The sequence below is a fragment of the Providencia sp. PROV122 genome, from assembly GCF_028482365.1.
GTDB lineage: Bacteria > Pseudomonadota > Gammaproteobacteria > Enterobacterales > Enterobacteriaceae > Providencia > Providencia stuartii.
Window position 1 is genome coordinate 1 of the sequence record NZ_JAMPQI010000022.1, and the last position, 20,819, is coordinate 20,819.

Annotated in this window: 18 protein-coding genes and 1 other annotated feature; of the genes, 5 read left to right on the plus strand and 13 right to left on the minus strand. The window is 41.6% G+C overall.

All coding sequences use genetic code 11. From position 1 onward, the window contains the following. Window positions 1-143: 143 nt before the first annotated feature. From clpB to rluD, 3 genes are all read right to left on the minus strand, one after another. A complete protein-coding gene (gene clpB, locus PSE69_RS15705; RefSeq protein ID WP_004924878.1) occupies window positions 144-2,717 on the minus strand; it encodes an ATP-dependent chaperone ClpB in 2,574 nt (857 codons plus the stop codon). Between the two features lie 126 nt (window positions 2,718-2,843). Beyond that, a complete protein-coding gene (yfiH, locus tag PSE69_RS15710; RefSeq protein ID WP_088499061.1) occupies window positions 2,844-3,578 on the minus strand; it encodes a purine nucleoside phosphorylase YfiH in 735 nt (244 codons plus the stop codon). Continuing rightward, entirely contained in the window at window positions 3,578-4,555 is a 978-nt protein-coding gene (rluD, locus tag PSE69_RS15715; protein ID WP_004924880.1) for a 23S rRNA pseudouridine(1911/1915/1917) synthase RluD, read from the minus strand. The genes yfiH and rluD overlap by 1 nt, the downstream gene beginning before the upstream one ends. A gap of 138 nt (window positions 4,556-4,693) precedes the next feature. Between rluD and bamD the strand changes: the two genes are divergently transcribed. The 3 genes from bamD to pheA all read left to right on the plus strand — a co-directional run bounded on the left by bamD (window position 4,694) and on the right by pheA (window position 7,612). Then, entirely contained in the window at window positions 4,694-5,425 is a 732-nt protein-coding gene (gene bamD, locus PSE69_RS15720) for an outer membrane protein assembly factor BamD (RefSeq protein WP_004924881.1), read from the plus strand. Between the two features lie 395 nt (window positions 5,426-5,820). Then, entirely contained in the window at window positions 5,821-6,150 is a 330-nt protein-coding gene (gene raiA, locus PSE69_RS15725; protein WP_014656650.1) for a ribosome-associated translation inhibitor RaiA, read from the plus strand. A gap of 140 nt (window positions 6,151-6,290) precedes the next feature. Further along, window positions 6,291-6,412, plus strand: a sequence feature (Phe leader region). 27 nt (window positions 6,413-6,439) lie between these two features. Beyond that, window positions 6,440-7,612: a bifunctional chorismate mutase/prephenate dehydratase gene (pheA, locus tag PSE69_RS15730; protein WP_036941497.1), complete on the plus strand. Its 1,173-nt coding sequence runs from the start codon at window positions 6,440-6,442 to the stop codon at window positions 7,610-7,612. A 78-nt stretch (window positions 7,613-7,690) separates the two neighbouring features. Here the strand turns inward: pheA and PSE69_RS15735 are convergent, their stop codons facing one another. The 8 genes from PSE69_RS15735 to ffh form a co-directional block, all read right to left on the minus strand. Then, a complete protein-coding gene (locus PSE69_RS15735) occupies window positions 7,691-9,253 on the minus strand; it encodes a methyl-accepting chemotaxis protein (RefSeq protein ID WP_014656651.1) in 1,563 nt (520 codons plus the stop codon). Window positions 9,254-9,555: 302 nt separating this feature from the next. After that, window positions 9,556-10,677 carry a bifunctional chorismate mutase/prephenate dehydrogenase gene (gene tyrA / locus PSE69_RS15740; RefSeq protein ID WP_004924884.1) on the minus strand — a complete coding sequence of 374 codons (1,122 nt, stop codon included), beginning with the start codon at window positions 10,675-10,677 and terminating at the stop codon, window positions 9,556-9,558. 14 nt (window positions 10,678-10,691) lie between these two features. Next, the gene (locus PSE69_RS15745) at window positions 10,692-11,786 is read right to left on the minus strand and encodes a 3-deoxy-7-phosphoheptulonate synthase (protein WP_004924894.1); all 1,095 of its coding nucleotides are present in this window, start codon (window positions 11,784-11,786) and stop codon (window positions 10,692-10,694) included. A gap of 428 nt (window positions 11,787-12,214) precedes the next feature. Beyond that, on the minus strand, window positions 12,215-12,568 hold the full coding sequence (rplS, locus tag PSE69_RS15750; RefSeq protein WP_004914006.1) for a 50S ribosomal protein L19: 354 nt from the start codon (window positions 12,566-12,568) through the stop codon (window positions 12,215-12,217). A 47-nt stretch (window positions 12,569-12,615) separates the two neighbouring features. Next, window positions 12,616-13,380, minus strand: a complete 765-nt coding sequence (gene trmD, locus PSE69_RS15755; RefSeq protein ID WP_004924885.1) for a tRNA (guanosine(37)-N1)-methyltransferase TrmD — start codon at window positions 13,378-13,380, stop codon at window positions 12,616-12,618. Window positions 13,381-13,418: 38 nt separating this feature from the next. Then, window positions 13,419-13,967: a ribosome maturation factor RimM gene (rimM, locus tag PSE69_RS15760; protein WP_272675291.1), complete on the minus strand. Its 549-nt coding sequence runs from the start codon at window positions 13,965-13,967 to the stop codon at window positions 13,419-13,421. 18 nt (window positions 13,968-13,985) lie between these two features. After that, on the minus strand, window positions 13,986-14,234 hold the full coding sequence (rpsP, locus tag PSE69_RS15765; protein ID WP_004924887.1) for a 30S ribosomal protein S16: 249 nt from the start codon (window positions 14,232-14,234) through the stop codon (window positions 13,986-13,988). Between the two features lie 136 nt (window positions 14,235-14,370). Beyond that, on the minus strand, window positions 14,371-15,732 hold the full coding sequence (gene ffh / locus PSE69_RS15770) for a signal recognition particle protein (RefSeq protein ID WP_004924888.1): 1,362 nt from the start codon (window positions 15,730-15,732) through the stop codon (window positions 14,371-14,373). 402 nt (window positions 15,733-16,134) lie between these two features. Here ffh and PSE69_RS15775 point away from each other — a divergent pair, with 402 nt between their 5' ends. Both PSE69_RS15775 and PSE69_RS15780 read left to right on the plus strand, forming a co-directional pair. Further along, window positions 16,135-16,932 carry a cytochrome C assembly family protein gene (locus PSE69_RS15775; RefSeq protein ID WP_004924889.1) on the plus strand — a complete coding sequence of 266 codons (798 nt, stop codon included), beginning with the start codon at window positions 16,135-16,137 and terminating at the stop codon, window positions 16,930-16,932. Window positions 16,933-16,976: 44 nt separating this feature from the next. Next, window positions 16,977-18,263 (plus strand): CNNM domain-containing protein, encoded by a 1,287-nt coding sequence (locus tag PSE69_RS15780; protein WP_014656654.1) that lies wholly within the window; start codon window positions 16,977-16,979, stop codon window positions 18,261-18,263. A 64-nt stretch (window positions 18,264-18,327) separates the two neighbouring features. Here PSE69_RS15780 and luxS read toward each other — a convergent pair whose 3' ends face one another. Continuing rightward, window positions 18,328-18,843: an S-ribosylhomocysteine lyase gene (luxS, locus tag PSE69_RS15785; RefSeq protein WP_014656655.1), complete on the minus strand. Its 516-nt coding sequence runs from the start codon at window positions 18,841-18,843 to the stop codon at window positions 18,328-18,330. 158 nt (window positions 18,844-19,001) lie between these two features. Beyond that, window positions 19,002-20,561 carry a glutamate--cysteine ligase gene (gene gshA / locus PSE69_RS15790; protein WP_040132889.1) on the minus strand — a complete coding sequence of 520 codons (1,560 nt, stop codon included), beginning with the start codon at window positions 20,559-20,561 and terminating at the stop codon, window positions 19,002-19,004. Window positions 20,562-20,819 lie beyond the last annotated feature (258 nt).

Genomic DNA, 20,819 nt, shown 5'->3' on the forward strand with positions numbered 1-20,819 from the left:
GTGTTTTTTTGAAAAAAAATGACAACCGACTACTTTTTAAACTTTACGCCGGTTTTTACAGCAAAATCGCCTTTTTATGCCTATCAAAAGTAAAAAGGCGATCTGATGATCGCCTTTCCATTTACTAATTGAAATGTTGAGTTTTACTGTTTAGCCACTATCTCATCATTTTCAACATCCAGAACAACTGGTTTACCTGGAATTAATTTGCCTGACAATATTTCTTGTGCCAGTGGGTTTTCAATCTCTTGTTGGATTGCTCGTTTCAATGGACGAGCACCAAAGATTGGGTCAAACCCTGCTTCTCCAATTTTCTCCAACGCAGCTGGTGTTGCACTCACTTCATAACCATGCTCTTCAAGGCGTTTATATAGACGACCAAGCTGAATGTTCGCGATATTAGTAATGTGCTCTTTACCTAATGGATGGAACACAACGACTTCATCGATACGGTTAATAAACTCAGGTCTGAAACTATGAGAAACCACTTCCATGACCATATCTTTCATTTCTGAATAGCCTATTGTACCAAAACGCTCTTGGATCAAATCAGAACCTAGGTTCGACGTCATAATAATCACCGTATTACGGAAATCGACAGTACGGCCTTGCCCATCTGTTAAACGTCCATCATCCAACACTTGCAATAAAATGTTAAAGACATCTGGATGCGCTTTTTCAACTTCATCCAATAAGATCACTGAATAAGGGCGACGACGGACAGCTTCTGTTAGATAGCCCCCTTCTTCATAGCCAACATAGCCTGGAGGAGCCCCCACTAAGCGGGAAACGGCATGTTTCTCCATAAATTCTGACATGTCGATACGCACCATCGCATCATCACTATCAAACATAAAGTTTGCCAGTGCTTTACATAACTCAGTCTTACCGACCCCTGTTGGCCCTAGGAACATAAATGAGCCAATTGGGCGATTAGGATCTGATAGACCCGCGCGGCTACGGCGGATTGCATTTGAAACAGCAACAACCGCTTCATCTTGACCAATTACGCGTTGATGTAATTGCTGCTCCATACGCAGTAATTTTTCTCTTTCGCTTTCCAACATACGAGAAACAGGTATGCCAGTCCAACGAGCAAGAATTTCAGCGATCTCAACATCAGTGACTTTATTTCGCAGAAGCTTCATATTTTTGCCTTCTGCTTTTGTCGCTGCTTCTAGCTGTTTTTCCAACTCAGGAATACGGCCATATTGCAGCTCTGACATTTTAGCCAGATCACCACTACGACGTGCTTTTTCCATTTCGTAGCGTGCATTTTCCAACTCAGCTTTGATATGCTGAGTGCCTGTTAACGAGGCTTTTTCTGCTTTCCACTCTTCCTCTAATGAAGAATATTCACGCTCTTTTTCCGCCAATTCTTCTTCGAGCATATCAAGACGTTTTTTACTCGCATCATCAGACTCTTTTTTCAGAGCTTGTTGCTCTAATTTCAGTTGAATAATACGGCGCTCTAAACGGTCAAGGGATTCAGGTTTAGAATCCATTTGCATACGTAAACTTGCACCAGCCTCGTCAATTAAGTCGATAGCTTTATCTGGCAACATACGATCTGTAATGTAGCGATGCGATAGTGTCGCCGCCGCTACGATAGCAGGGTCCGTAATTTGCACATGGTGGTGCAGCTCATAACGCTCTTTCAGACCACGTAAAATCGCGATCGTATCTTCGACGCTTGGCTCTGCCACATAAACTTTTTGGAACCGGCGCTCTAAAGCAGGATCTTTTTCAATATATTGACGATATTCATCCAACGTTGTCGCACCAACGCAATGCAATTCACCACGCGCTAATGCGGGTTTCAACATGTTACCGGCATCCATTGCGCCGTCGGCTTTACCTGCACCCACCATCGTATGCAACTCATCGATAAACAGGATCACATTACCTTCCTGTTTTGCGAGGTCGTTTAGTACGCCTTTTAAACGTTCTTCAAATTCGCCTCGGAACTTCGCCCCTGCAATTAATGCTCCCATATCAAGGGATAAGACACGTTTATTTTTTAGCCCTTCTGGCACTTCCCCATTAACAATACGTTGCGCTAACCCTTCGACGATGGCGGTTTTACCGACACCTGGCTCACCAATCAATACAGGGTTATTTTTTGTACGACGCTGCAAAACCTGAATTGTACGGCGAATCTCTTCATCACGCCCAATGACTGGGTCCAATTTGCCTTGCTCAGCACGCTCAGTCAGGTCAACAGTAAATTTCTTTAACGCTTGGCGCTGGTCTTCAGCACCTTGGTCATTCACTTTTTCTCCACCACGCATCTCGTCTATTGCCTTATTTAAATTTGCTTTATTCACACCGGCCGCTTTGAGCATGTCTGCAAGTGATGTATTAGCTTCTAAAGCAGCGAGAAGAAACAGTTCGGAGGAGATAAATTCATCTCCATTTTTTTGAGCGAGTTGATCACATAAATTTAAATGGCGGATCAAATCACTTGATGGTTGCACATCACCGGCAACCCCTTGCACTTGCGGTAAGCGTGCGAGTGCATCTTCAATTTTTTGTTGCAATTGCCCTGCATTAACACCAATTGTTGTCAACAAAGGACGAACAGAGCCACCTTCTTGATTAAACAGTGCACTTAATAAATGAATAGGTTCTATAAATTGGTTTTCGCGCCCAAGGGCTAATGACTGGGCGTCAGCGAGCGCTTGCTGGAATTTATTAGTTAAACGATCCAGACGCATAACACCTCCACTAAAAATGGGATTAAAATTGCTTCTGGTGAATAAATGAGGTCTATTTTTATTTATTCAAGTTTATAATTAAATTATTTTAGCGATATCAGTTAATTCAGAATAAATCACTAAACACTAGTTATTTACCCATATCAATGAGGCCATGCGCCCCGTTTTACCCTCACGGCGATAGGAGTAAAATCTGTTTTTATCGCTCACAGTACAAAATGTACCGCCGTAAATTGATGAAACACCTGCTGCTTGCAGCTTTTTACGTGCTAATAAATAGATATCTGCTAAATATTTTTCGCCGTGAACCGTAAACCCTGATGCGAGTTCACTCGATTGTTTGACGAATGCTGCTTTCACCTCGGCACCGACCTCGAATTTTTCAGGCCCGATGGCAGGCCCTAACCAAGCCATTATGTCTTTTTTATCACAATTAAATTGTGCTACCGTATTTTCAAGCACACCATCACACAACCCGCGCCAACCCGCATGAGCCGCCGCAACTTCACGACCATCTTTGCTACAAAAAAGAACAGGCAAACAATCAGCGGTCATGATAGCGCACACCTGCCCTACCTGTTGAGTATAGACAGCATCCGCCTGTTTGTTGTCAATGGCAGCACCAGTTAAGCACAATACTTTTGTGCCATGGACTTGTTCAAGCCACAACGGTTGTTGTGGCAAGCCAGCCAAGGTCTGTAAGAGATGACGATTTTCACTGACAGCCGAGGGATCATCACCTACATGCCCCCCTAAATTGAGGCTATCAAATGGCGACAAACTGACCCCACCAATACGTGTGGTGCTACAGCATGATACATTCTTAGGCTTAGGCCAGTCAGGAAAAATCAATGAGCTCATTACCAATCCATATCGTCTTTATGCAGTTGATAGTCTGCCTTTAAGGCTTCAATAAGTTCAACCATATCATCCGGTAGTGGTGCATGCCACTCCATTTGAATCCCTGAAATAGGATGATACAGTCGCAACATCGTTGCATGCAGTGCTTGGCGATCAAATTTACGCATGACTTCAAAAAACTCTTCACTTGCCCCTTTTAATGGACGAGGACGTCCGCCATACAGTGGATCACCAATCAAAGGATGGTTAATGTGGGCCATGTGCACACGAATTTGGTGTGTCCTTCCCGTTTCCAAACGTAAACGCAAGCGAGTATGAGCTCTAAAATGCTCCATCACGCGATAATGTGTTATCGCAGGTTTCCCCATTGGGTGAACAGCCATATGAGTACGTTTTGTCGGATGCCTTGAAATAGGTTCTTCGACCATACCACCCGCAGTCATTCGCCCTACAGCAACTGCTTCATATTCACGGGTGATTTCGCGTAATTGCAATGATTCTACAAGGCGTGTTTGAGCGGGTACGGTTTTCGCAACCACCATTAATCCCGTCGTGTCTTTATCTAGACGGTGGACAATACCAGCTCGTGGTACATCAACAATTTCAGGATAGCGGTGCAATAGTGCATTCAATATAGTGCCATCTGGGTTCCCTGCACCTGGGTGAACAACTAGCCCACGAGGCTTATTAATAACGAGGATATCCTCATCTTCATACACAACATCAAGAGGAATATCTTGCGGCTCCCAACGATTGTCCTCTTCAATCAGTGCATCAACTAAAATTTGTTCGCCACCTAAAACTTTTTCCTTTGGCTTATTGATAACTTTTCCATTAACCTGCACTCTATCGTCTAAAATCCACTCTTTTATACGTGAACGTGAATAATCAGGGAACAATTCCGCTAAAGCCTGATCTAAACGTTGACCGAGCTGTGATTCAGCAACAGTTGCATTAAGTTGTACTTGTTGAGCCATAAATTAATCTACTTTTTTAGTGTTTGTATTTTGACGGCGATGCCGTTTTATTTAAAATGTATGTTATTGTAACTCGAATTTTGCCGGGAGCCTTACGGATAGTCTCCCTCGAAACACTCAGAGGATAACCAACACGTGATGATACGTATCAAATATCTGGTGGCTGCTGCCACGTTGAGCCTGGTACTCACCGGATGCTCCAGCAATAATGAAGTCAGCCCTGATAGTACTCCGGCTGAAATGTACAGTATTGGCCAGCAAAAGTTGCAGGACGGCAACTATAAAGCGGCCATCAAGCAATTAGAAGCGTTAGATAACCGCTATCCATTTGGCCCTTACGCCCAACAGGTACAATTAGACCTGATTTATGCTTATTATAAATCAGCCGAGCTACCAATGGCGATAGCTGCGATTGACCGTTTTATGCGTTTAAACCCAACTCATCCAAATATCGACTATGTCCTTTATATGCGTGGGCTAACGGCAATGGCACTTGATGACAGCTTGTTACAAGGTTTCTTCGGCGTAGACCGTTCAGATAGAGACCCACAACATGCACGCGTCGCATTCAAAGACTTCAGCCAATTAGTGCGTTACTATCCTAACAGCCTCTATGCTAATGACGCCAGTAAGCGTCTTGTTTATTTAAAAGATCGTTTAGCAAGGTTTGACCTCTCTGTTGTTGAATACTACAACAAACGTGGCGCTTATGTCGCGGTTGTCAATCGAGTACAACAAATGCTAAGGGACTACCCAGATACTGAAGCTACCCGTAATGCATTAAAATACATGGAAATAGCTTATAAGCAGATGGGGTTAGATGAAGAAGCAAATAAAGTTGCTAACCTTATTGCAGCCAATCCAAATTAACAGAAAAATCAACATTGAAAACGGCAGCTTAGGCTGCTGTTTTTGTTTATCACATAAAAGTGAAACTGAGCATATAAAATAATCAAAGACAAAATCGGAAGGCAACTTTAATTGACGATAAATAATCTTTTTTAGGCCACTATTTTATTGTTTACTCTTTATCTGAATTTTAGCCCAAATAAAGTACCGACTATTTACCATATTGATAGTCAACTTTTTCAGTTTCGCTCAAGAAACTCAACTTGGCAATCTCTTTCCCTCTCTTTTTTATCCTGAATCACAGTTCGGTTCGCGAAGGATTATCCTGTTCATTAAGCGTGATCTATATCAATTTTTTTAGATAAATAGTCAGTATTCTGAATACATCAAAGACGGAAACAATGAGAGGTAACTATATGATAGTAAACATAACTAGCAAACAAATGGATATTACCCCTGCTATCCGAGATCACATTGAGAGCCGTCTGACTAAACTCGACAAATGGCAAGTCGCTTTGATTAATACTCACGTTGTATTATCAAAAGAACCACAAGGTTTTATGGTTGATGCCAACATCAAAACTGCTACAGGAAAACTCGTTGCAAGCGCCAAACATGAAGATATGTATGTCGCCATCAATGAATTAATTAACAAACTCGAAAGACAACTGAACAAAGTGCAACATAAAGGAGAATCAAGAAGAGCCAGTAATAGTGTAAAAGAAGCTAACCTTGTTACGTTATAATTTTATATTGTCTACAAACTTATCTTGAAACCTTATCAACGCGCCTATCTTGGGCGCGTTTTTAATTTCCCCAATATCTTTTTTGTTGACATCTGCCCGTGTATCGGGTCTATTTAAGAAATGGTCAATAATAGGTAAATAATGATGCACATGAATTTTGTTTTCTTTTCTTTCTTTAGCCACTCCTACTAAGGGGCTTTTGTCGTTCGAGAAAGAAAAGATGACAAGATTTGAAAGCCCCCTGCTAGGGGGCTTTTTTTATTTACTGATATTTTATGGGGAAGGTAGGATGGACAACAGTACTAATTTACTGAAGATACGTGAAAAAATCAGCCAATTAGACAGTGAACTTCTCGGCCTACTGGCTAAGAGACGCGGGTATGCCGTTGAAGTAGCTCAAACAAAATTAGAAGATAACCGTCCAATTCGAGACAAAGAGCGTGAACGCCAATTACTGGATGTTTTGATCAATAAAGCCAAGCCATTAGGGTTAGATGGTTTTTATGTCACACGACTGTTTCAAATGATCATTGAAGATTCCGTTCTTACTCAACAAGCCATCTTACAGCAACATTTAAACTTAACACCAAATGACTCCGCGCGTTTTGCCTTCCTAGGCCCTAAAGGCTCCTATTCACATATTGCTGCTCGCCAATACTCTGCCCGACATTTTGACCAATTAGTTGAATGTAGCTGCCATAAATTCCAAGATATCTTCTCACTCGTTGAAAGTGGTCAAGCCGACTATGGTATCCTACCTATTGAAAATACCAGCTCAGGCGCCATTAACGATGTTTATGACCTATTACAGAACACCACCCTTTCAATCGTAGGTGAAATTCGACTACCAATAAACCATTGCTTGCTCACAACCGCAGGGGCTGATCTTAGCAAAATAGAGACGGTTTACAGCCATCCACAACCATTCCAACAATGTAGCCAATATTTAGCCCAATTCCCGCATTGGAAAATTGAATATTGTGATAGCACATCAACCGCAATGCAGAATGTTGCTCAACAAAACTCGCCAAATGTTGCGGCACTAGGAAGTGAAGCAGGCGGCGCGCTATATGGCTTGCAAGTGCTAGAACATAATCTTGCCAACCAACAAATTAACATGACACGCTTTATCGTTGTTGCTCAGCAAGCGATTGAGGTCACTGAGCAAGTTCCTGCAAAAACCACATTACTCATTACAACTGGTCAACAGGCCGGTGCTCTTGTTGATGCTCTAATCATCTTAAAAAATAATAAGATCATCATGAGTAAACTGGAATCACGCCCTATTAATGGTAAGCCTTGGGAAGAGATGTTCTATGTTGATGTGCATGCCAATTTACGTTCTGAAAATATGCAGCAGGCACTAAAAGAGCTGATTGCAATAACCCGTTCTGTTAAGGTGTTAGGCTGCTATCCTTCTGAAAATATTGTCCCCGTTGAACCAGAAAAAATTACGCCTTAATCTATTTTATCTATGCTGGTACGTTAATAGTAAGCCAGTCATTCACATGACTGGCTTCTGACACACACTATTTACTTATTACACTGACCTATTTTCGTGAGTCGCACTTACCTGAAAATAATTAACCAGCTGTTTTAAATGCAATGCTTGCTCATTCAATGACGCTGCCGCCGCGACTGACTCCTCGACTAAACTTGCATTTTGTTGTGTCGTCACATCAAGTTGTCCAACCGCACTGTTTATTTGTAATATTCCAGCGCTCTGCTCGTGGCTAGCTTGACCTATCTCCTGAAGCCGTTGATCCATCTCTTCAACATTTTTGATCATTCCATCAATTTGCTGCTCTACATGTTCAACTAATTCCATACCTTCTTTAGTTCGTGTTAACGAATTTTCAATTAACAGACGAATATCATTTGCCGAGTTAGCACTTTTTTGGGCAAGTAACCTAACTTCACCTGCAACCACTGCAAAACCACGACCATGTTCCCCTGCCCGTGCGGCTTCAACAGATGCATTCAATGCAAGAATATTCGTTTGGAATGCAATAGAATCAATTAGATTAATAATTTCTGTCATTTGGTTAGAAGATGAATGAATAGCACGTATTTTGTTGGTTACCTCATTCATCATGCGGCCATTATTGGCTACAACAACCGCAGTGTCTGCGGCCAATTGTGTCGCTTGGTGAGTATGCTCTGCCGTATTTTGTACTGTCGATGTGATTTGTTCCATAGAACTCGCAGTCTCTTCCACAGAGGTTGCTTGCTCTTCGGTTCTTGCCGCTAGATGTTGATTTCCTGCAACAATTTGCCCCGCAGCGGCTGAAATACTTTCAGAGCCATTTTGTACTTCTTGTACAATTTCTAATAAACGCTTTTTCATTTCGACTAGCGCTCGCAATAGCACCCCAGTTTCATCTTGATTTTTTATTTCAACATGTTGTGTTAAATCCCCTTCCGCAATCGCTTGAGCAAAGCCAACGGCGGCTCCCAGAGGCCGTGTAATCGACAGGGTAATAAACCATCCCATAATACAAGCTATAACAATGCTGATAATCGCGAGGGTTATTAATAAATATTTATTAAAATGGTAATCACCATCGACAATAACGCCCGAGGCTTGCATTCTGTGATTTTGCACTTCAATAAATTGTTGTACTTTCTCGCGGTATTCACGCTGTATTGCCGATGTTTTGTTCATCATTTCATCGATAGCAGCGCTTCTATTATTGTTATTGAGAAATTCACTCAACCTAGCTTGTGACTGAAGGAATCGTTCACGAACATCATAGATCTCCGCAAGAACAGCAATAGACTGTGGATCCTTGGCATTTTCATCAAGCTCTTTGAGTAGTCGAACAACATTCGAGCTGATTTTCTTTAGTTCATTTCTGCGTCTTTCACTATCTCTATCATCCAATAAAATGAGTTCCTGTATCCCTATATAAGAATAAAAATTATCCATTAGCTGATTAGCATTAACAGTCATTGGATAATCTTTATAGATAATGTCTTGAATACCATTATTTGCTTTGTTTAAGCTAATTAAGGACAGTGCCGAGCTTAAGAGCAGAAGAAAAATAAAGAACGCAAACGCAATAAAAAGTTTTACACCTATTTTTATATCTTTCAGAGACATAGATTCCTCACCGAACTGGTCGTCATTTTATGACAGTTAATATCGGTAGATTATCGACTAACTTTATTAGTTAAATTGTTTAATTTATAAATATTCATTTTATAAATAGATATTAACAGACAAAATCAGAATAAATCGCTGAGCGACTCTAAGAATGGAATATTTTACATCATTAAAAATGGCAATAACTAAAACAAATTATAGATAGTAAAGCAGAAAGCGTACGAGCTTGAAGAGGGAATATTTTGATTTTGGTAATAAAAAAATAGCTCCTAAAATTAAATTAGAAGCTATTTTATGCATTACTTACGATTGTCGTTCGCTCTTTGCAACAAGGATTGGCTTTCTTTCATAAAGTGATGTGCATCCTCACCAAACCAATCACTAACTTCATTAAATTGTCGTATAAATTCAGCCTTATCTTTACGTTCGAGCGTCTCAATCGATTGCCCTAATAACTGATAGTAACGGCGAATTAATTCAATATTTTCATCTGACGACATGATGATATCAGCATACAACTGTGGGTCTTGAGCAAATAAGCGCCCAACCATTGCAAGTTCCAACCGGTATATTGGCGATGAAAGATCGAGCAATTGCTGCAAATCAACATGTTCTTTCGCTAAGTTTTGCCCATAGGTGAAAGTAGTAAAGTGGCGCAATGCTTGAATAAAACTCATATTACGATCATGCTCACTCGCAGTGATCTTTTTCAAGCGAGCTCCCCAAACTTGTAATTGCTCAAGGAACCATTGATATGACTCAGCCCCTCTACCATCACAAAAAGCAAACACTTGTTTCGCAACGCTACCAACATCAGGACCAAACATAGGGTGTAAGCCAAGCACTGGCCCCTCATGAACAGCCAGCATTGCTTCCAAAGGTTGATGTTTTATTGACGCAATATCGATCAATACGGTTTCTTGGTTCAATTTCGGTAATTGCTTGATCACGCGCACCGTCAAATGTATCGGAACACTAATAATAACGACGCTAGCCCCTTTAACAATTGATTCTGCTTGTGCCCAATCATGTTCACCTAAAATTTTAACTTGGTAACCTGATAACGTTAGTAAGCGATTAAATAACCGCCCCATTTTACCATCACCACCAACAATCACTATTGGACCCGCATCAGGCTTTAATGTTTTAAACCCTTTATCATTTTCACGGGCATAGGATTCACGCATAATGCGCCGAAGAATATCTTCTATTAGGTCTGGGGGGATCCCCATGCGTTCGGCTTCCTGACGGCGGGCGGCCAACATACTCGCCTCCCGCTCAGGTACATAAATAGGTAAACCATGTTGGCTTTTGACTTCACCAACTTCAGCTACAAGTTGTAAGCGCTTAGCCAACAAATCTAATAACGATTTATCAACCTCATCAATTTGTTCTCTAAGATGAGATAATTCTACAGACATACCTATACCTTGTATCAGCTCGCAATTTCAAATTTTTCTGCGCGCCCTTCAAGCACAGGTAACAATGCTTGATGTAGCTTACGCAATACCGTTTCCGTTGTTTCCCAGTTAATGCAGGCATCCGTCACTGATACACCATATTTCATCTCACTACGCGGTTGCTCAGAACTTTGATTGCCTTCATGTAAATGGCTTTCCAACATAATACCGGTTATTGATTGATTCCCATTAGAAATTTGTTCAATAATTGAATCAACAACGAGTGGCTGACGACGGAAATCTTTATTAGAGTTACCGTGACTACAATCGACCATCAATGAAGGTTCTAGCCCTGCCTTTCTCATTTCAATTTCACAAGCCGCGATATCTTCAGGGCTGTAATTTGGCGTTTTACCACCGCGTAAAATAATGTGCCCATTTTCATTACCGTTGGTATGCAATAAGCTCACTTGCCCTGACTGATTAATCCCCATAAAACGGTGTGGCATAGAAGCGGCTTTCATCGCATTGATGGCTGTAGACAAGCTGCCATCCGTACCATTTTTGAACCCTACAGGCATCGATAGCCCTGATGCCATTTCACGGTGTGTTTGCGATTCTGTGGTTCTTGCACCAATTGCAGACCAGCTAAAAAGGTCACCTAAGTATTGTGGGTTATTAGGATCTAACGCTTCAGTGGCTAATGGCAGCCCCATATTGACAAGGTTGGTCAAAAGATCACGCGCAATATGTAGGCCTTTTTCCATATCAAACGAACCATCCATAAGAGGGTCGCTTATTAATCCTTTCCAACCCACTGTTGTACGAGGTTTTTCAAAATAGACACGCATCACAATATATAAACTATCACTCAGTTCAGCAGCAAGCTTCTGTAAACGTTGCCCGTATTCAATCGCCGCATCGACATCATGAATAGAACAAGGACCACATACCACGAGTAAGCGCGGGTCACGCTGATGGATAATATCAGCAATTGTTTGACGCGAAGCCGCGATGGCATGCAGATTGTTGTGACTCAGTGGAAACTTCTGCTTCAGTGCTTCAGGTGTAATCAGTACCTGTTCATCACGAATATTCACATTATTGAGTACATCTTTTTGCATGATCATTTTTATTACCTGCTTAACTTATTGTTTATATATTGTGTTTGAGTGCTTGGTTATTAACATACCATGTGACGTAAAGAATACAATCCATTAATGTAAAATATTTCCATATACGTAAATAAAAAATTACACAAACACAACATATTGATAAATAATAGATTTTAATAAAACAAACTATTGAATATCGCTTATTTATTATACAAAACCACTCTTTTAGTAAAGTTATGTTTACAAAAACAGGTAAAGCACGTAATTTAACTTAAGAGGATAATATATTAACGATTAGGTCGATAAGAAGGGAAATAAGTGACAGAGAAAGATCTAACTTCAGAAAATGATTAACAGTGAACTTATCTAAATCAATAAGGTAACAAATAGAAAGGCCCGCATAAGCGGGCCTTATCGTAACTTTCGGATGTAGCGAAAGCGTATTACTTGGCGTTCAGACGCTCTTTGATACGAGCAGCCTTACCAGAACGCTCACGCAGGTAGTACAGTTTAGCTCTACGTACGGCACCACGACGTTTAACAGCGATGCTATCTACGACAGGAGAGTGAGTTTGGAATACACGCTCAACACCTTCGCCGTTAGAAATTTTACGAACAGTGAATGCAGAGTGCAGACCGCGATTACGAATAGCAATAACCACGCCCTCAAATGCCTGCAGACGTTTCTTAGAGCCTTCTACGACCCATACCTTAACTTCCACAGTATCACCCTGACGGAATGAAGGTACGTCCTGCTTCATCTGCTCTTGTTCAAGTTGTTTAATAATGTTGCTCATAATAATTCTCTTACCCTAGGTAAACTGATATATGTTAGACAATTAATTTAATTGTCTGGATTCACTTGTTGCTCAGAACGATATTCATTTTGGAATTCGTTCAGCAACATCCTTTGCTCGTCAGTCAGAGCTAGGCTTTCCAGAAGCTCAGGTCTTCTCAGCCAGGTACGGCCAAGTGATTGCTTCATGCGCCAGCTATCTATCTTTGCATGATTCCCTGACAATAAAACATCAGGAACGTGCATGCCGTCTAAAACTTCAGGGCGGGTATAGTGAGGACAATCCAACAAGCCGTCTGCAAAAGAGTCTTCCTGAGCAGACGCCTCATGACCAAGTACCCCCGGAATGAACCGAGAAACTGAGTCTATCAACACCATCGCGGGGAGCTCCCCACCACTTAGAACGTAATCACCGATTGACCATTCTTCATCAACTTCGGTTTGTATGATCCGTTCATCAATGCCTTCATATCGACCACAAACAAGAATAAGTTTCTCATTCGTTGCCAATTCGCAAACCCCAGCTTGACTAAGTTTGCGCCCCTGAGGTGATAAATAGATGACTTTCGCACCCTCACCTGCCTCAGTTCTTGCTGTATTGATAGCATCCCTTAATGGCTGCACCATCATCAGCATGCCCGGACCACCGCCATAGGGGCGATCATCGACTGTTTTGTGTTTATCGTGAGTAAAATCTCGCGGGTTCCAACACTCCACAGACAGCAGGCCATTTTTCACTGCCCGACCAGTTACCCCGTACTCGGTTATTGCGCGGAACATTTCGGGAAACAGGCTAATTACACCAATCCACATTATTTAGTCCCACTCATAAAAACCGTTCAACCGGAGATTTAAAAACCAGGATCCCAATCAACTTCAATCAGTTTAGATTTGAGATCGACTTTCTTGATAACCTGCCCATCAAGAAACGGAACCAGCCGCTCCTTGATGCCAAACGCATCTTTTAGATTTGCCTTAATCACAATGACATCATTAGACCCGGTTTCCATCATATCGGTGATGGTACCTAGGTTATACCCTTGCAACGTCACCACTTGGCAGCCCATAAGGTCTTTCCAGTAGTATTCGTTATTATCTAACTCAGGAAGTTGCGCTGAATCCACAACAATCTCAAAATTAGTTAACAGCGTTGCTGCATCGCGGTCATCAACCCCTTTGAGTTTCAGAATGATATCTTTGTTATGGTATTTCCAATCTTCCAGTTCGATGTGTTGCCACTGACCAGAACGTTGAATAAACCAAGGCTGATAATCAAAAATACTTTCAGCATGTTCGGTGGACGAAAAAACTTTGAGCCAACCACGAATTCCATACGCAGCGCCTAATTTACCCAACACAATTGGGTTAGTAGGAGTCGCTAGATTTGCTTGCTTGCTCATAGTTACCACCGTGACAGATTAAGCTGCTTTTTTAGCTTGTTTGACCAGTTGTGCAACACGGTCAGAAATAGTTGCGCCCAGACCAACCCAGTGCTCAACACGATCCAAGTCTAAACGCAGTTCTTCTGCTTGACCTGAAGCGATTGGGTTGAAGAAACCGATACGCTCGATGAAACGACCGTCACGCGCATTGCGGCTATCGGTTACAACGATTTGGTAGAACGGACGCTTTTTTGCGCCGCCACGAGATAAACGAATTGTTACCATAACATCCTCATTAGTTAATAAAACAACCAGACTCCATCGAGGGATAGAGTCCGGTTGTCATATAAAAAGCCCGAAAATTTTACTCACTTTGACGCAAAAATCAATCAAAAGTGCATATTCTTTCTAGCTTCATTACTTAACGCCCCGGAAAACCCGGTGGCATCATTCCTTTCATACCACGCATCATTTTAGCAAGACCGCCTTTTTTCATCTTCTTCATCATGCGTTGCATATCATCAAATTGTTTCAAAAGGCGGTTGACATCTTGAACCGTCGTACCCGACCCTGCTGCAATACGGCGTTTACGGGAGCCCTTGATAATTTCTGGTTTTTCGCGCTCTTTGCGTGTCATTGAGTTGATGATAGCTTCCATACGGATAGTAATTTTATCATCCATTTGTGACTTCACCGCATCAGGCACTTGAGACATACCGGGTATTTTACTCATCATACTCGCCATGCCACCCATATTACGCATCTGCTTTAATTGACTTAAAAAGTCGTTTAAATCAAAACCGTCACCCGTTTTCAGTTTCTTAGCTAATTTTTCAGCTTGGTCACGGTCAACTTTATGTTCAATCTCTTCGATCAGAGATAACACGTCACCCATGCCTAAAATACGGGAAGCCACACGCTCAGGATGGAAAGGCTCCAACGCATCGGTTTTTTCGCCAACCCCTAAGAACTTAATTGGCTTACCGGTGATAGCACGAATAGAGAGAGCCGCACCGCCACGAGCATCACCGTCAACTTTGGTCAGAACAACCCCAGTAAGAGGCAGTGCTTCGTTAAACGCTTTTGCTGTATTTGCCGCATCCTGCCCCGTCATCGCATCGACAACAAACAGGGTTTCTACAGGCTTGATAATGCGATGGACTTCTTGGATTTCCTCCATCATCGCCTCATCAACGTGCAAGCGCCCAGCTGTATCCACAAGTAATACATCATAGAATTGCAATTGAGCATGTTTTAAAGCTTTTTGCACAATCGCCGCAGGCTTCTCTTTAACATCGGAAGGGAAGAAATCAATTCCAACTGTTTCAGCCAATGTTTCTAACTGCTTGATCGCCGCTGGACGATACACGTCAGCAGAGACCACTAAAACTTTTTTCTTTTGTTTTTCTTTTAATAGCTTACCTAGTTTTGCAACGCTGGTTGTTTTACCCGCACCTTGCAAACCTGCCATCAACACCACAGCTGGTGGTTGTGCAGAAAGGTTGAGCTGATGGTTCTCTTCCCCCATCGCTCGAGTAAGCTCATTTTGAACAATTTTGATGAACTCTTGGCCTGGCGTTAAGCTTTTATTGACATCTTGGCCAACAGCACTCTCTTTTACCTTTTGAATAAATTCACGGACAACGGGGAGCGCAACGTCTGCTTCCAGCAGAGCCATGCGAACTTCACGCAATGTATCTTTAATATTATCGTCAGTCAGACGACCACGCCCGCTGATGTTGCGCAAAGTGCGCGATAGTCTGTCAGTTAAATTATCAAACATATGTCTTAGCTCAATTCTGTTTATGGGCCTACTGTCAAAGCTAGATTTGGTTATGAATACTGCAAAATACAAGTATTGAGTGGCTCATTTCGGCAAATTTGCTTATCGGTCTTTTCAAAGCAAAATAACCACTGACAGCCACAACTGAAACCAACGCCGAAAATTTTCGTCACAGTGTATCATACCTGACGTATATTCGCTGCACCCTGTTGGAGGTTGTTTTTACAGGCCAGATACCAAAATTATCCTCATTTTTAAATGAACATGGCCTGTAAAAAGGACTCTTAAATGCGATTAGCGATTAAGAAGAGGCTTATTAACAGTGCTAATGGTTGGAGCCTACAGTTGCACGCGTTATACTAGCTAACATTATCCACTAAAAATGAATAACGACACTATACTATGCCCGTATTTGCAGTCATAGCAGTTTGTACATATCTGTTCAGCATATCGCTGATCGTTCCCGGCCAGGTTCGTAAACAACCTGTCTATCGCCGGTTAGCCCTCTTATTAGCTGTTGTTGCACTGATTACCCATGCAATCACGCTAAAGTTGCTTATTTTTCGTGGAGCAGAAGGACAAAACCTCACATTGCTGAATTTAGGTTCCGCAGTTAGCCTATTAATGTGCATCATCATGACGGTGGTCGCCTACAAAGGCAAAGCGTGGTATTTGACACCTATTGTCTATAGTTTTGCCATTATTAATTTAATCCTCTCAGCCGTGATGCCAGGTGAATTTATCACCCATCTAGAAGGCAGCGTCCCGCTATTTATTCACATTGGCTTGGCCTTGCTTAGCTATGCAACCCTTTTAATTGCCGCCTTGTATGCATTCCAAGTCGCGCTTATTGACTATCAACTTAAAAATAAAACGTTCAAATTCAGAGCTGATATGCCACCAATGATGGTCATTGAGCGTAAAATGTTTCATATCACCCAAGTTGGTGTCATTCTGCTAACCTTAACTTTATGTACGGGCTTTATTTATATGGATAATATCTTTGATAAAGAGAATATTCATAAGTCTGTGTTATCAGTTGTCGCTTGGTTCGTCTATATCATTTTATTATGGGGTCATTTTCATGGAGGTTGGCGCGGAAAAAGAGTCCTATTTTTCCATGTAGCAGGCGCCTTTATCCTAACAATGGCTTTTTTCGGCAACCGGCTGATGCAACAAATTATGGTATCTTATCCATAAGATGGATAAAATAATCTTATCTATACTGCATAAGGAACCTAGTTTTGGATCACGTATCTACTGGTACGCTCATCATCATATTAATCGTTTTAATTATTATGTCAGCATACTTTTCAGCCTCAGAAACAGGTATGATGACGCTGAACCGTTACCGCTTAAAGCACCTCGCCAAACAAGGCAACCGTTCTGCAAAACGAGTTGAAAAATTACTCAGACACCCTGATAAACTGATTAGTTTGATCCTAATTGGTAATAACCTGATTAATATCGTAGCTTCGTCACTCGCGACTATTGTGGGGATGCGTTTATACGGTAACGCAGGGGTGGCAATTGCAACAGGTATTTTAACCTTCATCATCTTAGTCTTCGCTGAAGTTTTACCTAAAACGATCGCGGCGCTATACCCAGAAAAAGTCGCTTTTCCAAGTAGCTATATTTTAAAACCTCTACAAAAAATTATGCTGCCTGTCGTTTGGGCCTTCAATAAAATTACACTGATGTTTATGTACATTTGTGGAATAAAACCCCCTGTTATACGTAGCGATGCTGTAAGTAAAGATGAGTTAAGAACTATCGTTAATGAGTCGAAAGCAAAGCTCAGTCGACGTAATCAAGACATGTTGCTATCTATCTTAGATCTTGAAAAAGTGACTGTCGGCGACATTATGCTGCCAAGAAATGAGATAGTAGGCATTGATGTTAATGATGATTGGAAATCCATTGTACGCCAATTAACTCACTCACCTCATGGGCGTATTGTACTGTATCGTGATTCACTGGATGATGCGATTGGGATCTTACGAGTACGCGAAGCCTATCGCATGATGATGGAAAAACGCGAGTTCAATAAACAAAATCTGATCAAAGCCGCCGATAATATCTATTTTATTCCAAATAGTACGCTGTTAAGTACTCAGCTAATTAATTTTCAGCATAACAAAGAGAAAATAGGCATCATTGTCGATGAGTATGGTGAGATCCAAGGTCTGATTACTGTTGAAGACATCTTAGAAGAGATCGTCGGTGACTTTACAACCTCCATGTCACCATCATTGGCTGAAGAAGTTCTACCTCAAAGCGACGGGAGTGTACTCGTTGATGGTACAGCGAATATTCGAGACCTTAACAAAGCCCTTGATTGGCACCTGCCTATCGATGGCCCAAGAACTGTGAATGGTATGGTGTTGGAAGCTATTGGGGATATACCTGAATTACAAGAGAAAATCGTTATTTCACACTACTTAGTTGAAGTATTAGAAATCAGTGACAATATTATCAAACAGGTAAAAATTACGCCTTTAAACACAAAGTCGGCGGTATCTTCCTCTTAGTAAGCACAAATAAAAACTGCACCTGTATCGAATATCAGGTGCAGTTTATCCAGAAGCTATTTATCTAAACGTGTAGTTCTGTCAACTTCTCAGCTGGTAAGGCTAGCTCATCATTTTTGTTAACACGGATTTCTGACGCTAAGACATTGCGTGCAATTTGTTGAGCCTCTTCCAGTGAATGCATTTTATATGTGCCACACTGGTAAATATTCAGTTCAGGGATCTTCGCTTGATCTTGGACTTTCAGTACATCCTGCATTGCACTTTTCCATGCATTCGCTACGCGTTGTTCATCAGGCTCTCCAATCAAGCTCATATAAAAGCCTGTACGGCATCCCATTGGCGAGATATCAATGATCTCAACACCATCACCGTTGAGGTGATCACGCATAAAACCTGCAAATAGGTGTTCTAGTGTATGAGTACCTTTCTCTGACATTGCCTCTTTGTTAGGAACCGTGAAACGCAGGTCGAAAACTGTAATCGTATCTCCACTTGGAGTTTGCATGGTTTTCGCCACACGGACGGCAGGTGCAGCCATACGCGTATGATCTACAGTAAAACTGTCTAATAACGGCATTTCTTGACCTCCTGAAAAAATTATTTTTATTTTCAAAAAATAAATGAAACTATTTTGGAATCGCCGAGTCTTAATAAATGAAAGACGCGCAAATTTGTTATCATCCCTAATTCTCTAAGAGATTTTATATTTGGCCACTTAACGTGGCCATTTTCTTTTTAACGCCCTGCATGCTTGTGCAGATACTCTTCAAAGCTTTCGGTTTGCTCTTTCTCTAGCATAGCTTGTTTTTCAATGGAAGCTAATCGAGCTTCTTCAAACTGTGCCTCAGTGATCACCTCGTAAGGTTCACTCACCAATTGCTGATAATATTTTTCTGCCAATGCTAAGCCATAGCCACCAATGCCTTGCTCAATCATTTTATCCATCACTAAAGCAGAATATGTCAGTGTTGGATCTTCAAACATCGCAACAAATTGGTGACAAACATCACGATACTTAGCATCACAGCAAGTATCAAGGACTTCAGCTACACGGATCAGATCGTTAAATAACTGCTGCCCAACTTCGACAAGTGGCTTCATTTCACTGCCACAACCAATACCGATGACTTGCCCAGGCTTACGCCCTTCGAGGATCACTCGGTTCCAGTTTTTACGGCTACAATCCAATTCCTGAGCGTTCATTTCAGGTGCATCAGCTAACACACACCAAATTAAAAACAGGTCGAGGAAACGAGTTTGTGTTTCATCAACACCAATCGCACTGAATGGGTTAATATCTAACGCTCTTACCTCAATATATTCGATGCCACCGCGTAGCAACGCATCTGACGGCGATTCATCACCTTTAGGCACACGTTTAGGGCGTATAGGGGCATACAATTCGTTTTCAATTTGCAACACATTAGTGTTCAATTGAATATATTTGCCCTCTTTTTTAACACCTAGTGCAGCAAACTCCTCAGATGGTTTGTAAATGGCTTTTTTCAAGCCCGCGACATAACTATCTAAGTCATTAAATGTAATGTTTAAATCGCTCTGAGATTTATTTGTATAGCCCAAATCACTCATTCTCAGTGACGTCGCATATGGCAAGTAATAAGTACCACCAGCGGTCTTTTCAAATGTGAGTTTGGTATCCCTATCTTTGAGGAACGACCCGCAAATTGCAGGAGAAGCGCCAAATAAATAAGGAATAACCCAACCAAAGCGATAATAGTTCCTGATCAGACGTAGATAGCCATCCGAGATTTGTGCTTTGCCACTTTCAGCGTCTTTAACACCCGCCCACGCTTGCCAAAACTCAATTGGCAAGGAGAAGTTGTAATGAACGCCAGCAATGGTCTGCATTAATGCACCATAACGGTTTTTCAGCCCTTCGCGATATAAATTCTTGAAGCGGCCAACATTAGATGAGCCATATTGTGCCAGCGTGATTTTATCCTCGTTTTCGATAAAACAAGGCATGCTTAACGGCCACATCCTTTCATTATGCATCTGACGCGCCGTATAGCGATGTAAATCCCTAAGAAAAGCCAAACTATGCCCAATACTTTTATCAACAGGTGTGATGAATTCAAGTAAAGGCTCAGCAAAATCTGTCGTGATCCATTTATGTGTTAATGCTTTCCCCAACTCTTCCGGATGCAAAGTTTCAGCAATAGAACCTTCCGGAGTAACACGTAATGTTTCACGTTCAATACCACGTTGAATACCATTTAGTGCTTCTGGGTGCGCCTCTAACCATGAGAGCGCTTTAGATACGTCCGGGATCAAATCGACCTCCCGCCAGTGATGTCATTTTATTTTAGTAAGGTGCTTACTTTAGCGTAAATGGAGGAAATTGTCGCTGTTTAGATGTGTGGTTTATATAAAGCGAATCATTGAAACAGTATTAAATAAACAATAAAGCCAATAATAGGGCTAAAAAAATTTCTCTTTTGAGGGGCTTCTGATTATGGTACATCTGAAAAGATTCGAGCCTATGACCGCTCGGTTCGTAGCCGAGTACTCTATCCAACTGAGCGACGGATA

What these genes read in the sequence shown, in the direction of transcription:
- yfiH (WP_088499061.1), bottom strand. Translation starts at nt 3,578, where the DNA reads ATGAGCTCATTGATTTTTCCTGACTGGCCTAAGCCTAAGAATGTATCA.
- rluD (WP_004924880.1), bottom strand. Translation starts at nt 4,555, where the DNA reads ATGGCTCAACAAGTACAACTTAATGCAACTGTTGCTGAATCACAGCTC.
- rimM (WP_272675291.1), bottom strand. Translation starts at nt 13,967, where the DNA reads ATGAGCAAGCAAGCAAATCTAGCGACTCCTACTAACCCAATTGTGTTG.
- clpB (WP_004924878.1), bottom strand. Translation starts at nt 2,717, where the DNA reads ATGCGTCTGGATCGTTTAACTAATAAATTCCAGCAAGCGCTCGCTGAC.
- rplS (WP_004914006.1), bottom strand. Translation starts at nt 12,568, where the DNA reads ATGAGCAACATTATTAAACAACTTGAACAAGAGCAGATGAAGCAGGAC.
- PSE69_RS15745 (WP_004924894.1), bottom strand. Translation starts at nt 11,786, where the DNA reads ATGATCATGCAAAAAGATGTACTCAATAATGTGAATATTCGTGATGAA.
- ffh (WP_004924888.1), bottom strand. Translation starts at nt 15,732, where the DNA reads ATGTTTGATAATTTAACTGACAGACTATCGCGCACTTTGCGCAACATC.
- trmD (WP_004924885.1), bottom strand. Translation starts at nt 13,380, where the DNA reads ATGTGGATTGGTGTAATTAGCCTGTTTCCCGAAATGTTCCGCGCAATA.
- PSE69_RS15735 (WP_014656651.1), bottom strand. Translation starts at nt 9,253, where the DNA reads ATGTCTCTGAAAGATATAAAAATAGGTGTAAAACTTTTTATTGCGTTT.
- luxS (WP_014656655.1), bottom strand. Translation starts at nt 18,843, where the DNA reads ATGCCGTTATTAGACAGTTTTACTGTAGATCATACGCGTATGGCTGCA.
- pheA (WP_036941497.1), top strand. Translation starts at nt 6,440, where the DNA reads ATGGACAACAGTACTAATTTACTGAAGATACGTGAAAAAATCAGCCAA.
- PSE69_RS15775 (WP_004924889.1), top strand. Translation starts at nt 16,135, where the DNA reads ATGCCCGTATTTGCAGTCATAGCAGTTTGTACATATCTGTTCAGCATA.
- rpsP (WP_004924887.1), bottom strand. Translation starts at nt 14,234, where the DNA reads ATGGTAACAATTCGTTTATCTCGTGGCGGCGCAAAAAAGCGTCCGTTC.
- tyrA (WP_004924884.1), bottom strand. Translation starts at nt 10,677, where the DNA reads ATGTCTGTAGAATTATCTCATCTTAGAGAACAAATTGATGAGGTTGAT.
- bamD (WP_004924881.1), top strand. Translation starts at nt 4,694, where the DNA reads ATGATACGTATCAAATATCTGGTGGCTGCTGCCACGTTGAGCCTGGTA.
- raiA (WP_014656650.1), top strand. Translation starts at nt 5,821, where the DNA reads ATGATAGTAAACATAACTAGCAAACAAATGGATATTACCCCTGCTATC.